Source organism: Streptomyces sp. NPDC051172 (assembly GCF_040682555.1).
GTDB lineage: Bacteria > Actinomycetota > Actinomycetes > Streptomycetales > Streptomycetaceae > Streptomyces.
The window spans coordinates 128,897-143,981 of the sequence record NZ_JBFBBE010000008.1 but is presented as its reverse complement, the minus strand read 5'-3'; the positions used below and the strand labels follow the sequence as shown (position 1 = coordinate 143,981).

14 protein-coding genes are annotated in these 15,085 nt (G+C 70.6%); 5 read left to right on the top strand and 9 right to left on the bottom strand.

From position 1 onward, the window contains the following. Positions 1-114: 114 nt before the first annotated feature. Positions 115-1,611: an amino acid permease gene (locus AB0N07_RS07135; RefSeq protein ID WP_365832922.1), complete on the top strand. Its 1,497-nt coding sequence runs from the start codon at positions 115-117 to the stop codon at positions 1,609-1,611. Positions 1,612-1,647: 36 nt separating this feature from the next. Here AB0N07_RS07135 and AB0N07_RS07130 read toward each other — a convergent pair whose 3' ends face one another. Together AB0N07_RS07130 and AB0N07_RS07125 are read right to left on the bottom strand one after the other, a co-directional pair. Further along, complete coding sequence (locus AB0N07_RS07130; RefSeq protein ID WP_365832920.1) at positions 1,648-2,022, bottom strand: NTP pyrophosphohydrolase; 375 nt, start codon at positions 2,020-2,022, stop codon at positions 1,648-1,650. Beyond that, positions 2,019-2,942 carry an NAD(P)-dependent oxidoreductase gene (locus AB0N07_RS07125; RefSeq protein ID WP_365832918.1) on the bottom strand — a complete coding sequence of 308 codons (924 nt, stop codon included), beginning with the start codon at positions 2,940-2,942 and terminating at the stop codon, positions 2,019-2,021. Before AB0N07_RS07125 ends, AB0N07_RS07130 begins: the two co-directional genes overlap by 4 nt. A 129-nt stretch (positions 2,943-3,071) precedes the next feature. Here AB0N07_RS07125 and AB0N07_RS07120 point away from each other — a divergent pair, with 129 nt between their 5' ends. Beyond that, entirely contained in the window at positions 3,072-4,088 is a 1,017-nt protein-coding gene (locus AB0N07_RS07120) for a hypothetical protein (protein ID WP_365832916.1), read from the top strand. 63 nt (positions 4,089-4,151) lie between these two features. Beyond that, positions 4,152-4,382 (top strand): hypothetical protein, encoded by a 231-nt coding sequence (locus tag AB0N07_RS07115; RefSeq protein ID WP_365832914.1) that lies wholly within the window; start codon positions 4,152-4,154, stop codon positions 4,380-4,382. A gap of 52 nt (positions 4,383-4,434) precedes the next feature. On the opposite strand, the gene AB0N07_RS07110 is transcribed toward AB0N07_RS07115, so the two are convergent. The 5 genes from AB0N07_RS07110 to AB0N07_RS07090 all read right to left on the bottom strand — a co-directional run bounded on the left by AB0N07_RS07110 (position 4,435) and on the right by AB0N07_RS07090 (position 11,186). Next, positions 4,435-6,561 (bottom strand): 3-hydroxyacyl-CoA dehydrogenase NAD-binding domain-containing protein, encoded by a 2,127-nt coding sequence (locus AB0N07_RS07110; RefSeq protein ID WP_365832911.1) that lies wholly within the window; start codon positions 6,559-6,561, stop codon positions 4,435-4,437. Further along, complete coding sequence (locus tag AB0N07_RS07105; RefSeq protein WP_365832909.1) at positions 6,558-7,784, bottom strand: acetyl-CoA C-acyltransferase; 1,227 nt, start codon at positions 7,782-7,784, stop codon at positions 6,558-6,560. Before AB0N07_RS07105 ends, AB0N07_RS07110 begins: the two co-directional genes overlap by 4 nt. Before the next feature lie 288 nt (positions 7,785-8,072). Then, positions 8,073-9,389, bottom strand: a complete 1,317-nt coding sequence (locus tag AB0N07_RS07100) for a ribonuclease D (protein WP_365832907.1) — start codon at positions 9,387-9,389, stop codon at positions 8,073-8,075. 243 nt (positions 9,390-9,632) lie between these two features. After that, entirely contained in the window at positions 9,633-10,295 is a 663-nt protein-coding gene (locus AB0N07_RS07095) for a response regulator transcription factor (protein ID WP_030939825.1), read from the bottom strand. 222 nt (positions 10,296-10,517) lie between these two features. Then, positions 10,518-11,186, bottom strand: a complete 669-nt coding sequence (locus tag AB0N07_RS07090) for a DUF3000 domain-containing protein (RefSeq protein ID WP_365832905.1) — start codon at positions 11,184-11,186, stop codon at positions 10,518-10,520. 126 nt (positions 11,187-11,312) lie between these two features. Between AB0N07_RS07090 and hemE the strand changes: the two genes are divergently transcribed. Next, entirely contained in the window at positions 11,313-12,389 is a 1,077-nt protein-coding gene (gene hemE / locus AB0N07_RS07085; protein ID WP_365832903.1) for a uroporphyrinogen decarboxylase, read from the top strand. Between the two features lie 16 nt (positions 12,390-12,405). On the opposite strand, the gene AB0N07_RS07080 is transcribed toward hemE, so the two are convergent. Further along, a complete protein-coding gene (locus AB0N07_RS07080; RefSeq protein WP_365832901.1) occupies positions 12,406-13,230 on the bottom strand; it encodes a rhomboid family intramembrane serine protease in 825 nt (274 codons plus the stop codon). Positions 13,231-13,355: 125 nt separating this feature from the next. Here AB0N07_RS07080 and AB0N07_RS07075 point away from each other — a divergent pair, with 125 nt between their 5' ends. Continuing rightward, complete coding sequence (locus tag AB0N07_RS07075; RefSeq protein ID WP_365832899.1) at positions 13,356-13,676, top strand: hypothetical protein; 321 nt, start codon at positions 13,356-13,358, stop codon at positions 13,674-13,676. 16 nt (positions 13,677-13,692) lie between these two features. Here AB0N07_RS07075 and AB0N07_RS07070 read toward each other — a convergent pair whose 3' ends face one another. After that, positions 13,693-15,081 carry an FAD-dependent oxidoreductase gene (locus AB0N07_RS07070; RefSeq protein WP_365832897.1) on the bottom strand — a complete coding sequence of 463 codons (1,389 nt, stop codon included), beginning with the start codon at positions 15,079-15,081 and terminating at the stop codon, positions 13,693-13,695. Positions 15,082-15,085: the final 4 nt, after the last annotated feature.

The window sequence follows — 15,085 nt, the reverse complement described above, 5'->3', positions numbered from 1 at the left end:
CACCGCCAGGGGTGGTGAAAGCGGCCCATCTGCGTGAATCCGCCCGCGCCGGGGCATACGCAGTACGCCCCCTCTCGATCATGTCGAGGACGACGAAGCGTGGGAGGTAAGCCCGTGAGCAGCACCCTCTTCCGGACGAAGAAGGTCGAGCAGTCCATCCTCGATACCGAGGAACCCGAGCACGCGCTGAAGAAATCCCTCTCCGCGCTCGATCTGACGGTCTTCGGCGTCGGCGTCATCATCGGCACTGGCATCTTCGTCCTCACCGGCACGGTGGCAAAGAACAACGCGGGCCCCGCCGTCGCCCTGGCCTTCGTCGCGGCCGGCGTCGCCTGCGGGCTCGCCGCGCTCTGCTACGCCGAGTTCGCCTCCACGGTCCCGGTGGCCGGCTCGGCGTACACCTTCTCGTACGCCTCCCTGGGCGAACTGCCCGCCTGGATCATCGGCTGGGACCTGGTCCTGGAGTTCGCGCTCGGTACGGCGGTGGTGGCCGTCGGCTGGTCCGGGTACATCGCCTCGCTCCTCGACAACGCCGGCTGGCATCTGCCCGAGGCGCTGAGCGGCAGGGAGGGGGCGCACGGCTTCGGCTTCGACATCCTCGCCGCCGCCCTGGTCCTGGTGCTGACCGCGATCCTCGTGGTGGGCACGAAGCTCTCCGCGCGGGTCACCTCCGTCGTCGTCGCCGTCAAGGTGGCCGTCGTCCTCACCGTGATCGTCGCGGGCCTCTTCTTCGTCAAGGGCGACAACTACAAGCCGTTCATCCCGAAGTCGCAGACGGTGGAGGCGGGCGGGAGCCTCAAGGCCCCGCTCATCCAGCTGATGTTCGGCTGGGCGCCCTCCAACTTCGGTGTGATGGGCATCTTCACCGCCGCGTCCGTCGTCTTCTTCGCGTTCATCGGTTTCGACGTCGTCGCCACGGCCGCCGAGGAGACGAGGAACCCGCAACGCGACATGCCGCGCGGCATCCTCGGCTCGCTCGTCATCTGCACGGTCCTGTATGTCGCCGTCTCGATCGTCGTCACAGGGATGGAGCACTACACCAAGCTGTCCGTGAGCGCCCCGCTCGCCGACGCCTTCAAGGCCACCGGGCACCCCTGGTTCGCGGGCTTCATCAGCTTCGGCGCCGCCGTCGGCCTGACGACGGTCTGCATGATCCTGCTGCTCGGGCAGACCCGGGTCTTCTTCGCGATGAGCCGCGACGGACTGCTGCCGACCTTCTTCTCGCACGTCCACCCGCGGTTCAGGACCCCGCACCGGCCGACCATCCTGCTCGGCGTGATCATCGCGATCGTCGCCGGCTTCACCAGCCTCAGCGAACTGGCGGAACTGGTGAACATCGGTACGCTCTTCGCCTTCGTCGTCGTCGCGATCGGCGTGATCATCCTCCGCAACACCCGCCCCGACCTGCACCGCGCCTTCCGTACCCCGTGGGTCCCGGTCATCCCGATCATGTCGGTGTGCGCCTCGCTGTGGCTGATGCTGAACCTGCCGGCCGAGACCTGGCTCCGGTTCGCCATCTGGATGGTGATCGGCTTCGTCGTGTACTTCCTGTACGGCCGTTCCCACAGCCGTCTTGCGCGCGGCGAGCAGACAGCGCCGGCGAGGTCCTGAGGCCGCCGGGCCGGGAGGGGGCAGCCACCTCCGTCGTCACGCAGGCCTGACGGTACGGGGTCCCGAGACCTCCGCCCCCAACTCCTGAACCCTGCGCCGCAGTTCCCGGTCGGCGGTCACCACCAGGACCGGGCGGCCCTCCGCCCCGGCGACCAGGTCGACCATGTGGTCGTCCCCGCTGCCCGGCGCCGACTCCACCCGGACGCCGGGCACCGTCTCCACTCCGCGCGCCGCCCCCTCCACCACGAGGACGATCTCCACGGGACCGGAGCGACCGGGGAGACCGTCGGCCGCGAGCCGGTCGCGGAGGCGTTCCGCGGCCCCCCGCCGGTCACGCCACCAGCCGTCGGGCACCGACCCGACGACGTTCGCGGCATCCACGATCACGAGCAGGGGGTCGCTCTCACTCATGCGGAAAGGTTCGCACAGCCGCCGCTGCCGGCCGCTCGGTCCACCGGCTTCTCGTCGAAGCTGGCGAAGTACGCCGCGGCCATGTCCTCGTCGCCGTGTCCCTGCGCGGCGGCCCGCTCCATGCGTTCGGCCGTGGCGGCGGCGACATCCAGACGGACGCCGTTCTCCCGCCCGGCCTCAACGATCAGACGGGCGTCCTTGGCGGCCGTGGCCACCGCGAACTGGGCCGGGGACAGCCGGTCGTTCAGGACCAGCCCCGCCTTGGCCTTGAGATAGCCCATGTCGAGCGGGCCGCCCGCGATCAGGTCGAAGAACTTCTGCGGGTCGACGTCCAGGGCCTGGGACAGGGCGAGCACCTCGCCGGTCGCCGCGGTCGCCGCGAGGACCCAGCTGTTGGCGACCAGCTTGAGCCGGGTCGCGCTGCCGGCGTCGTCCCCGGCCCACAGCGTGCGGGCGCCGACCGCGTCGAACACCGGCTCCACCGCGCCCCGGCCCTCGGCGGGCCCGGCGGCCAGCACGGTCAGCTGCCCGGCCTCCGCGGGCTGGCGGGTGCCGAGCACCGGGGCGTCGTAGAAGACGAGGCCGTGCTCGTCGGCGAACGCGGCGAGTCCGGCGATCGCCTCGATGCCGGCCGTGGTCGACTGCACCCAGGCGGCACCGGGGCGCAGCGCGGGGGCCGCCTGGCGCATGACGTCCAGGGTGGCCGGACCGTCGTAGAGCATGGTCAGGACGACATCGGCGCCCTGGACGGCTTCGGCGGGCGTGTCGGCGATGTGTGCTCCGTCGGCGGCGAGCGGCTCGGCCTTGGCGCGGGTGCGGTTCCAGGCGCGGACCAGGTGGCCGGCGCGGGCGAGGTTGCGGGCCATGGCGGCGCCCATGATGCCGGTGCCGAGGACGCCCACGGTGAGCTGGTCGGTCATGAGGTCGGCTTCCTTCTCACTGTTGCTGTGGTTGCTCAGGAACAGCCTGCCCGCTCGGCGCCCGGCCGCACGTACGAGGACGCAGGGGCCGGGCCGCGGCCCGCGTGTCGCCCCGCTTAGAGTGAAGCGGTGAACGGCGACTGGCTCCTACGCGGCCGTGACGGCCGGCTCAGTGTCTACCTCCCCACGGACGACGCCCTGCTGTGCCGTGCGGAGCGCTCACCCGGCGGCCCCTGGACGGCCGCGCACCGGGTCGGCGGCGAGCAGATGCTGCACCCGTCATCCGCGGTCGGACAGGGCAGCGACTCGTACGCCCATCTGGTCTCCTGGCGGCCCACCGTGTCCGGCGAGGCGGGCCTCGTGCACTCCACCCACTTCCGGCCTCGGCTCGCCGCCCTCGACTGGGCGCCGCTCGGGCACCCGAACAAGAAGGGATCCCGCACCGGCCCGCCGGCCGTCGCGGTCGACGCCGAGGGCCGCGCCCATGTCTTCGTCCGCAACAACGGTGGCGGGGTGAGCATGGTCGCGCAGAAGGAGAAGGGCGGCTGGGAACCCTGGCGGGACCTCAAGGGGCGTGACGTACAAGGGGAGTTGGCGGCGGTGACGGGGGTGTCGGGGCGCGTCGAGGTGTACGCGGCCGTCCCCGGCGGCATCGTGCACTGGCGGCAGGAGGAGGCGGGCGCGCAGCCCTCCCTGGAGGAGGCGTTGGAGGCGCAGGTCCGCCCGGACACCCTGCGTGCGCTGGCCACCTCGCCGGAGGGTACGACCCTCTTCTACACCGACGAGTCGGGCGACCTGTGCGCCTGGCGCCCCGGCGCCAAACCCGTCACGCTGCTGCCCTCCGCCGGGCCCGGCCCCGTCTCCGCGGTGCGCTGCGAACTCGACGGTCACGACTGCACCTTGCTCGCGCAGCGCTCGGCGAGCGGCCGGGTCGCCTTCGCCGCATACCCGACCGAGCAGGAGTCGGCCGGTGCCTGGTGGACCGAGTCGGGCCCGGCCCTGCCCGCGGACGCCACGGTGTCCCTCGCGTTGGACGAGGACGGCCGCGTGGTGGCGGCAACGTCGTCCCCATCCACCGGACAGCTGCAGCTCACCCGCCGCAAGGACGAGCCGGGACTGGCGCTGGAGGCCTGGCGGGAGGTGTGAGCCGGGCGAAGGGCGTGCACACGGCCGTCACTCCACCCGAGGAGACGGGGCGGCGGGGCCACCGTGGACGTCTTCCGCACCGTGCAGGACCCCGGCGGCAACGGCTTCAGTGGCTGGCAGAGCCTGGAGAACCCCGACCGGGCGGCCGTGATCACCGAGCGCGGCACGGGTGAGTTGTACGTACCGGGCAAGCACACGGTCCGGCGCCGGCACCGCGGCCGCCTCGCCCACGCCCCGGCGTTGGCGTACGACGCGACGGGCGCGCGGGTCGTCGCGGTCGCAGCGCCGCGGTGAAGCAAAGAGGGCCCCCGCCTGAAGCGGGGGCCTCTTCACATGCGCCTGAGTGTTACGCCGGAACCGACGCCAGGCCAGGAGCCAGGAACGTCTTGCGGTTCACGCGCTCCGAGACACCCTCGCGGTCCAGGTACGGCGTGATGCCGCCCAGGTGGAAGGGCCAGCCGGCGCCCGTGATCAGGCAGAGGTCGATGTCCTGGGCCTCGGCGACGACGCCCTCGTCGAGCATGAGCCCGATCTCCTGGGCGACGGCGTCGAGGACACGGTCACGGACCTGCTCCTCGGTCAGGACGACATCGCCCTGCTTCAGCAGCGCGGCGACCTCGGGGTCCAGCTCCGGCTTGCCGGAGTCGTAGACGTAGAAGCCGCGCTTGCCCGCCTTGACGACGGCCGCGAGGTTCGGGGAGACCGTGAAGCGGTCCGGGAAGGCCCGGTTGAGGGTCTCCGAGACGTGCAGACCGATCGCGGGGCCGACCAGCTCCAGGAGCACCAGCGGGGACATCGGCAGACCGAGCGGCTCGACGGCCTTCTCGGCGACCTCGACCGGCGTGCCCTCGTCGATGACGTTCTGGATCTCGCCCATGAAGCGGGTGAGGATGCGGTTGACGACGAACGCCGGGGCGTCCTTCACCAGCACCGCGGTCTTCTTCAGCTTCTTGGCGACGGCGAAGGCGGTGGCCAGCGACGCGTCGTCGGTCTGCTCGCCGCGCACGATCTCGAGCAGCGGGAGGATCGCGACCGGGTTGAAGAAGTGGAAGCCCACGACCCGCTCGGGGTTCTTCAGCTTCGACGCCATCTCCGTGACGGAGAGGGAGGAGGTGTTCGTCGCCAGGATCGCGTGCGCCGGGGCGACCGCCTCGACCTCCGCGAACACCTGCTGCTTGACGCCGATCTCCTCGAACACGGCCTCGATGATGAAGTCCGCGTCAGCGAAGCCCTCGGCCTTGTCCAGCACACCGGTGACCAGGGCCTTGAGGCGGTTGGCCTTGTCCTGGTTGATACGGCCCTTGCCGAGCAGCTTGTCGATCTCGGCGTGGACGTAGCCCACACCCTTGTCGACGCGTTCCTGGTCGATGTCGGTCAGCACGACCGGCACCTCCAGGCGGCGCAGGAAGAGCAGCGCGAGCTGCGAGGCCATCAGGCCCGCGCCGACGACGCCGACCTTGGTGACCGGTCGCGCCAGGTTCTTGTCCGGAGCACCGGCGGGACGCTTGCCGCGCTTCTGCACCAGGTTGAAGGCGTAGATACCGGCACGCAGTTCGCCACCCATGATGAGGTCGGCGAGGGCCTTGTCCTCGGCGTCGTAGCCCTGCTGCAGGTCGCCGTTCTTGGCGGCGGCGATGATGTCGAGGGCGCGGTAGGCGGCCGGAGCGGCGCCGTGCACCTTGGAGTCCGCGATGAACCGGCCCTTGGCGACGGCCTGGTCCCAGGCCTCACCGCGGTCGATCACCGGACGCTCGACCTCGACGTCGCCCTTCAGTACCTGAGCGGTCCAGATCAGCGACTGCTCCAGGAAGTCCGCACCCTCGAAGATCGCGTCCGCGATACCGAGGTCGAAGACCTGCTGGCCCTTGAGCTGCTTGTTCTGGTTGAGGCTGTTCTCGATGATCACCGAGACGGCCTTGTCGGCACCGATCAGGTTCGGCAGGATCGTGCAGCCGCCCCAGCCCGGGACCAGACCCAGGAAGACCTCGGGCAGCGAGAACGCCGGGAGCGCCTTGCTGACGGTCCGGTACTTGCAGTGCAGACCGACCTCGACGCCACCGCCCATCGCGGCACCGTTGTAGTACGCGAAGGTCGGCACCGCGATGCCGGAGAGGCGCTTGAAGACCTCGTGGCCGCCCTTGCCGATGGCGAGCGCGTCCTTGTGCTCCTTGAGGAGCTCGACACCCTTGAGGTCGGCGCCGACCGCGAAGATGAACGGCTTGCCGGTGATGCCGACGCCGACGATCTCGCCGGCCGCGGCCTCCTTCTCGACCTGGTCGATGGCGGTGTTGAGGTTCGCCAGCGAGGCCGGGCCGAAGGTGGTCGGCTTGGTGTGGTCGAAGCCGTTGTCCAGCGTGATCAGGGCGAAGCGCCCGGCGCCGAACGGCAGGTCGAGGTGGCGTACGTGCGCGGACGTCACGACCTCGTCGGGGAACAGCTCGGCCGCGCCCTTCAGGAGTTCGGTGGTGCTCACTTGTTGCCTCCGGCGTCCTTGTGGTTCGGGTTCTCCCAGATCACCGTGGCGCCCATGCCGAAGCCGACACACATGGTGGTGAGGCCGTAGCGGACCTCCGGCTGCTCCTCGAACTGGCGGGCCAGCTGCGTCATCAGACGGACGCCGGAGGAGGCCAGCGGGTGGCCGTACGCGATCGCGCCGCCGTACTGGTTGACGCGGGCGTCGTCGTCGGCGATGCCGTAGTGCTCCAGGAAGGCGAGCACCTGGACGGCGAAGGCCTCGTTGATCTCGAAGAGGTTGATGTCCTCGATCGACAGACCGGCCTTGGCGAGAGCCTTCTCGGTCGCCGGGATCGGACCGTAGCCCATGACCTCCGGCTCGACGCCCGCGAAGGCGTACGAGACGAGACGCATCTTGACCGGCAGGTTGTGCTCGCGGGCGAAGTCCTCGGAGGCGATGATCGAGGCGGTCGCACCGTCGTTCAGACCGGCCGCGTTACCGGCGGTGACCCGCCCGTGAACACGGAACGGCGTCTTCAGACCGGAGAGGTTCTCCAGGGTGGTGCCGGGACGCATCGGCTCGTCGGCGGTGACCAGACCCCAGCCGGTCTCACCGGCCTCCGGGTTGGTCCGTCGCACCGAGATCGGCACCAGGTCCTGCTGGATCTTGCCGTTGGCGTACGCCTTGGCGGCCTTCTCCTGCGAGCGCACGGCGTACTCGTCGGCGCGCTGCTTGGTGATCGTCGGGTAGCGGTCGTGCAGGTTCTCCGCGGTCATGCCCATGAACAGCGCGGACTCGTCGACCAGCTTCTCGCTGACGAAGCGCGGGTTCGGGTCCACGCCCTCGCCCATCGGGTGGCGGCCCATGTGCTCGACACCACCGGCGATGACGGCGTCGTACGCACCGAAGGCGATGGAGCCGGCGGTGGTCGTCACGGCGGTCAGCGCACCGGCACACATGCGGTCGATGGAGTAGCCGGGGACCGACTGCGGGAGACCCGCGAGAATGCCGGCCGTACGACCGAGGGTGAGACCCTGGTCACCGATCTGCGTGGTCGCGGCGATGGCGACCTCGTCGATCTTCTTGGGGTCGAGACCGGGGTTGCGGCGCAGCAGCTCCCGGATCGCCTTCACGACGAGGTCGTCGGCGCGGGTCTCGTGGTAGATGCCCTTCGGGCCCGCCTTGCCGAACGGGGTACGGACGCCGTCGACGAAGACGACGTCCCTGACGGTACGAGGCACGATGGCTCTCCTCCAGATGCGGGATGGCACTGCTGCACGGCGCAAGCGCAAGCGCTGAGCGCGCGCTCAGGCCCATGCTACTTGCGGGTAACGTGCCTGCACACCCCTGACGGCTGGAGCGGTGAACGTCACACTCCTGGGGTGCTGTCGAGCCACATGGAGTGAGTACCGGCCTGGGTACGGCATGCCAACGCCTGCATGCCGCCCCAGGATCTTGGCGTGATCTCGACACCGCTGTTTCCGCTTCGAGAGCCATCACGAGGAGGGGAGCGACCAGGCGAGGTGTTCCTAGGCGGACAACGCGGCGACCAACACCGGTGTCACCTGCTCGACCTGCCAGGCCCGCGCGCCGAGAGCTGCGAGCGTCGCACCGACCGAGTCCGCGTCGACGACCTTCGGCGGCTCCCAGCACACCCGCCGCACCGTGTCCGGGCTGATCAGGTTCTCCTGGGGCATGTTCAGCTGCTCGGCCAGGGCGGACACCGCCGCCCGGGCCGCCGACAGACGAGCCGCGGCAGCCGGGTCCTTGTCGGCCCACGCGCGCGGCGGCGGCGGCCCGGTCACCGGCTGCCCCGGCGCCGGCAGCTGCGCCTCCGCCAGGGCCTTCGCACGATCCACCGCAGCCTGCCACTGCTCCAGTTGCCGCCGCCCCATCCGGTTCCCGAACCCGTTCAGGGCGGCCAGCGCGTGGACGTTGCTCGGAAGGGAGAGCGCCGCTTCCACAATGGCGGCGTCCCCGAGCACCTTGCCCGGTGACACGTCCCGCCGTTGGGCGATCCGGTCCCGCGTCTGCCACAGCTCCCGCACCACGGCGAGCTGCCGGCGCCGCCGCACCTTGTGCATCCCGGAGGTACGCCGCCAGGGGTCCTTGCGGGGCTCCGGCGGCGGAGCCGAGGCGATCGCGTCGAACTCCTGTCGGGCCCACTCCAGCTTGCCCTGCCGGTCCAGCTCCTTCTCCAGCGCGTCGCGCAGATCCACCAGCAGCTCGACGTCCAGCGCCGCATACCGCAGCCAGGGCTCGGGCAGCGGGCGGGTCGACCAGTCGACGGCGGAGTGGCCCTTTTCGAGTACGAAGCCGAGGACGTTCTCGACCATGGCGCCGAGGCCCACCCTGGGGAACCCGGCGAGACGTCCCGCGAGCTCGGTGTCGAACAGCCGGGTCGGCACCATGCCTATCTCGCGCAGACACGGCAGATCCTGAGTGGCCGCGTGCAGCACCCACTCGACGCCGGAGAGCGCCTCACCGAGGCCGGAGAGATCGGGACAGGCCACGGGATCGATCAGCGCGGTCCCGGCGCCCTCGCGGCGCAGCTGCACGAGATAGGCGCGCTGTCCGTAGCGGTAGCCGGACGCGCGCTCGGCGTCGACGGCGACGGGTCCGGAACCGGCCGCGAAGGCGGCGACCACCTCGGCGAGCGCGTCCGCGTCGGCGATCACGGGTGGAATGCCCTCGCGCGGCTCGAGCAAAGGGATCGGTTCCGGGCCGGGTTCCGGGCTCGACTCCGTTTTCGGCGCCCCCGTAACAGATGTTCCGCCGTCTTCCGGAGGGGCGCCTCCGGTGGTTCGCAGTGAGCTGTCTGCTGCGGTCTCTTGGGCGTCGGTCACGTGTCAAGGGTATCTGTGTATGGACAGCGCCCGCCGACGTAACGTTCCGTCGACGGGCGCCTGGGGGTCGTAAACCAGTCAGGTCGGTGAAAGATCCGGTTCACGACAGGTGGGACACGGGCGGAGAAACAGCGGCCGATCCTGTTCACGTCCGTGAATGGCAGAGATGTACGGGGAGAGAGGCGGGGAGAGGGAGAAGGGAGAGGGGGTAAGGGGGAGGGGTAAGGGGCGGAGACGTGCGGGTCAGTGGATGATGCCGGTCCGCAGGGCCACGGCGACCATCCCGGCGCGGTCGCCCGTGCCGAGCTTGCGGGCGATGCGGGCGAGGTGGCTCTTGACGGTCAGTGCGGACAGGCCCATCGAAACGCCGATCGCCTTGTTCGACTGGCCCTCCGCGACCAGTCGCAGCACCTCGACCTCGCGGCCGGAGAGCTCGCGGTAGCCACCCGGGTGACTCGGGGCACCCGGGGGGCGGCGGTGCATGCGCGCGGCGGCGGATCCGATGGGGGCGGCGCCCGGCCGGGTGGGGAGCCCGACGTTGGTACGGGTGCCGGTGACGACATAGCCCTTGACGCCGCCCGCGAGGGCGTTGCGCACGGCACCGATGTCGTCGGCGGCCGACAGGGCGAGGCCGTTGGGCCAGCCCGCCGCGCGGGTCTCCGAGAGGATGGTGAGGCCGGAGCCGTCGGGCAGGTGGACGTCGGCGACGCAGATGTCGCGGGGGTTGCCGATGCGGGGACGAGCCTCCGCGATGGACGAGGCCTCGATGACGTCACGCACACCGAGCGCCCACAGGTGGCGGGTCACGGTGGAGCGGACGCGGGGATCGGCCACGACCACCATGGCGGTCGGCTTGTTCGGGCGGTAGGCGACCAGGCTTGCGGGCTGCTCGAGGAGAACGGACACCAGGCCTCCTGGGGTGCGGGACGGCTTTCAAGGTCACAGTCGTCTTCGGCACCAAACCCGAAGTCCTTTAGGGAAAGATCACGATTTAGTGAGTATCAATTAGTGCAATTCGGACACGCGATCGATCGCGTGATGAACGAATCGGTTCGTTCGCGACCCTGTTCGTGACCGAAAGTGGCCGTATCGACAAAGTGACGGTCAAGGTGACGGCCGAGGTGCCGGTCAGCGTGCCTGCGGGTCCCGCCGCTGCGGCAGCGTCACGACCGACGCATCACCCGGACCGGCCGGCGGCAGGCCCGCGACCTGGGCCAGCAGATCGCACCAGGAGGCCAGGTGGGACGCCGTGTCCGGGACCCCGCCCAGGCCCTCGCGGGGCGTCCAGGAGGCGCGGATCTCGATCTGCGAGGCCGCCGGGCGCTCCGCCAGACCGCCGAAGTAGTGCGAGCTGGCCCGGGTGACGGTGCCGCTCGCTTCGCCGTACGACAGACTGCGCGCCTGCAGCGCGCCGGTCAGCCAGGACCAGCACACGTCCGGCAGCAGCGGGTCGGCGGCCATCTCCGGCTCCAGCTCCGCACGTACCAGCGTCACCAGCCGGAAGGCGCCCCGCCAGGCGTCGTGCCCGTCCGGTTCGTACAGCAGCACCAGGCGGCCGTCGGCCAGGTCCTGGTCGCCGTCGACGACGGTCGCCTCCAACGCGTACGCGAAGGGCGCGAGCCGCTTCGGCGCCGGAGCCGGCTCGATCTCGATCTGCGGCCGCAGCCGCGCGGTCCTCAGCGCGTCGACGGCAGCCCGGAAGGGCAACGGAGGCGTACCGCCGCCATTCCGATCCCCCTCCTTGGTGTCGTCCATTCCGTCAGCGCCGTCCGACAGTCGTCCCTGAGCCGCAGCCATGCGGGGAAGATTAAGGGGAACGGGGGCTTCGTGCAGGGAGGGACACCCGTGCGGGGTCCGCATGTCCGGATAGTGCCTCATGAACCCCGGCCGTAGCGCCTCGGGCGCCGTGCGAGACTTGCGGTCGTGAGTGCGAACGAGAGCCCCGCGGGCCACGACCGGACACCTCCGGCAGCGACGTACGAATCGGCCTTCCTCAAGGCGTGCAGGCGCGAGCCCGTGCCGCACACGCCCGTGTGGTTCATGCGACAGGCCGGGCGCTCCCTGCCCGAGTACCGCAAGGTGCGCGAGGGCATCCCGATGCTCGAGTCCTGTACCCGCCCCGAACTCATCACGGAGATCACCCTCCAGCCGGTGCGCCGGCACGGCGTGGACGCGGCGATCTACTTCAGCGACATCGTCGTCCCGCTCAAGGCCATCGGCGTCGATCTCGACATCAAGCCCGGCGTCGGCCCGGTCGTCGCGCACCCGATCCGCACCCGTGCCGACCTGGCCCAGCTGCGCGACCTCACCCCCGAGGACGTCTCGTACGTCACCGAGGCGATCGGCCTGCTGACGCGTGAGCTCGGCTCGACCCCCCTCATCGGTTTCGCCGGCGCGCCTTTCACTCTTGCGAGCTACCTCGTCGAGGGCGGCCCGTCGCGCACGTACGAGAACGCCAAGGCGATGATGTACGGCGACCCCGAGCTCTGGGCCGAGCTGCTCGACCGCCTCGCGGAGATCACGTCCTCGTTCCTGAAGGTGCAGATCGAGGCGGGCGCCTCGGCCGTCCAGCTCTTCGACTCGTGGGCCGGCGCCCTCGCCCCGGCCGACTACCGCCGCTCGGTGCTGCCCGCCTCCGCGAAGGTCCTCGACTCCGTCGCCGGGTACGGCGTCCCGCGCATCCACTTCGGTGTCGGCACGGGCGAGCTGCTGCAGCTGATGGGTGAGGCGGGCGCGGACGTCGTGGGCGTCGACTTCCGTGTCCCGCTCGACGAGGCGGCCCGCCGGGTCGGCCCCGGCAAGGCCCTCCAGGGCAACCTCGACCCGACCGTCCTGTTCGCCTCCACGGAGGCTGTCGAGGCCAAGACCCGCGAGGTCCTCGAATCGGCCGCGGGCCTCGAGGGCCACGTGTTCAACCTCGGCCACGGCGTCATGCCGTCCACCGACCCGGACGCGCTGACCCGGCTCGTGGAGTACGTGCACACACAGACGGCCCGCTAGACCTCTTTTCGACAGCTCACCACGTGTGCCGGGGCCGAGCCCGCCTGCCGAACACCAGGCCGCGCGGTTCCGGCGGCGGGGGCGTGCCCGGTTTGAGCGGCCAGGCGAGCAGCATGCCGACGAGGAAGCCGACGACGTGCGCCGCGTACGCCACCGTCCCCGCGGTGGAGACGCCCGCGCCGGAGGAGTACAGGGCCTGCAGCACGAACCAGAAGCCCAGCACCAGCCAGGCCGGCAGTCTCAGCGGCAGGAAGAGCAGGAACGGCACGAGGATCCAGACCCTGGCCTTCGGATACAGCACCAGATAGGCGCCCAGGACCCCGGCGATGGCTCCCGAAGCACCGATCAGCGGGTCGGAGGAGTCTGTGTTGGCCAGCGCGAAGCCGTACGACGCCGCGTAGCCGCAGACGACGTAGAACAGCGCGTACCTGATGTGCCCCATCCGGTCCTCGACGTTGTTGCCGAAGATCAGCAGGAAGAGCATGTTGCCGAGCAGGTGCAGCCAGCTGCCGTGCAGGAACATCGCGGTGAAGACGGACACGGGCGGCGACTTGTGGTAATTCGGCGGGGCCACCACACAGCCCGCTCCGTGCGCGCCCACCCCGGTGTCGCCGGTGGGGACCAGCCGGGGCATCTGATGGTGGATCAACTCCCGCGGTACGGCCGCGTAGTGGTCCAGGAACGCCTGCAGATGGCACAGCTGGGACAGGCTGCTGTCGCCCGCCACGGAACCGGCGAGGCCGGGCGTGGACAGGAAGACGTACACGTTCGCGGCGATCAGCGCGTACGTCACCCAGGGGGTGCGGCGCACCGGGTTCACGTCATGGACGGGTATGACCACAAGGAAGTAGTGCCCCCAGTGGGCTGTGTGAATCGGTGAACGCGGCCACGCGCGCGTGCGTATGTCTCCTCAACCGCCCGCGGCACGGGGAAGGCGGGTCGCGGGGACGACGTGAGGAACAGGCGATGAACGACCGAGTTACTCCTCCGATGCACGCCACGCCCGACGGGGAGGCGGAGATCTCCCTGGTGGTGAGGTTGCCGTGGGAGGACGTCGCCCGGCTCGGCCAGGAGGCCGGACGGCTGGCTTCGCAGATGCAGCGGCCGGTGACGCTGGACGAGGCGGTGAGTCACCGGCTGCGGTCCGTACGCAGTGCTGCGCATGCCAAGCCGGCGGGGGAGCAGCCTGCGGCTGTCGCTCCTACGGCTTCGGTGTCCTCGTTGCCGCCGCGGCCTCCGGCGGAGCAGGCGCGGCAGGCCATTGAACGGATCAATGGTTCGGCGTAGGGGTTTCGCCGTGCCCCTAAGAGCCTTGCCGTACCGCCTTTGATGCCTTGCGGGCGGCTACGAGTACCGGGTCCCAGACCGGGCTGAACGGTGGGGCGTAGCCCAGGTCCAGGGCTGTCATTTGCTCCACCGTCATGCCGGCCGTGAGGGCGACCGCTGCGATGTCCACTCGCTTGCCGGCGCCCTCGCGGCCGACGATCTGCACGCCGAGCAGGCGGCCGGTCCGCCGCTCGGCGAGCATCTTCACCGTCATCGGGGAGGCGTTCGGGTAGTAGCCGGCGCGGCTGGTGGACTCGATGGTGACCGTCTCGAACTGCAGTCCGACCCTGCGTGCGTCCTTCTCGCGCAGGCCCGTGCGGGCGATCTCCAGGTCGCAGACCTTCGATACCGCGGTGCCGACGACGCCCGGGAAAGTGGCGTAGCCGCCGCCGACGTTGGTGCCGATGACCTGGCCGTGCTTGTTGGCGTGGGTGCCGAGGGCGATGTGGCGCTCCTGGCCCGAGACCAGGTCGAGGACCTCCACGCAGTCGCCGCCGGCCCAGATGTTCTCGTGCCCGCGCACCCGCATCGACAGGTCGGTGAGCAGGCCGCCGTGGGCGCCGAGGGGCAGCCCGGCCGCCTTGGCCAGTGCCGTCTCCGGGCGTACGCCGATGCCCAGGATCACCACGTCCGCCGGGTACTCGGCGTCCTCCGTGGCCACCGCCCGCACCCGGCCGTCCTCGCCGGTGTGCACCTTGGTGACCTCGGCGTCGTCGACCATGGTGATGCCCATGCCCTCCATGGCCTCGTGCACCAGGCGGCCCATGTCCGGATCGAGCGTGGACATCGGCTCGCTGCCGCGGTTGACGACGGTCACCTCGTAGCCGCGGTTGATGAGCGCCTCCGCCATCTCCACGCCGATGTAGCCCGCCCCGACGACCACCGCGCCACGGCCACGCGTGCGCGTGAGCGAGTCGATGAGCGCCTGGCCGTCGTCCAGTGTCTGCACGCCGTGCACACCGGGGGCGTCGGCTCCCGGCATGTCCGGGCGGATCGGGCGGGCACCGGTCGCGATCACGAGTTTGTCGTAGGACGTCCAGGACTCGTCGCCGGAATCGACGTCACGCGCGCGTACCCGGCCGCCCGCCACGTCGATCTCGGTGACCTCGGTCCGCATGCGCAGATCGATGTCCCGCGCGCGGTGTTCCTCGGGGGTGCGGGCGATCAGCTGGTCCCGTTCGTCGACGTCGCCGCCCACCCAGTACGGGATGCCGCACGCCGAGAACGAGGTGAAGTGGCCGCGCTCGAACGCCACGACCTCCAGCTCGTCGGGGCCCTTCAGGCGGCGTGCCTGCGACGCCGCGGACATCCCCGCGGCGTCGCCGCCGATCACGACCAGTCGTTCCCTCGCAGCGCTCATGTCCATGCGA

What these genes read in the sequence shown, in the direction of transcription:
- AB0N07_RS07075 (WP_365832899.1), top strand. Translation starts at nt 13,356, where the DNA reads ATGAACGACCGAGTTACTCCTCCGATGCACGCCACGCCCGACGGGGAG.
- AB0N07_RS07130 (WP_365832920.1), bottom strand. Translation starts at nt 2,022, where the DNA reads ATGAGTGAGAGCGACCCCCTGCTCGTGATCGTGGATGCCGCGAACGTC.
- AB0N07_RS07070 (WP_365832897.1), bottom strand. Translation starts at nt 15,081, where the DNA reads ATGGACATGAGCGCTGCGAGGGAACGACTGGTCGTGATCGGCGGCGAC.
- AB0N07_RS07125 (WP_365832918.1), bottom strand. Translation starts at nt 2,942, where the DNA reads ATGACCGACCAGCTCACCGTGGGCGTCCTCGGCACCGGCATCATGGGC.
- AB0N07_RS07090 (WP_365832905.1), bottom strand. Translation starts at nt 11,186, where the DNA reads ATGGCTGCGGCTCAGGGACGACTGTCGGACGGCGCTGACGGAATGGAC.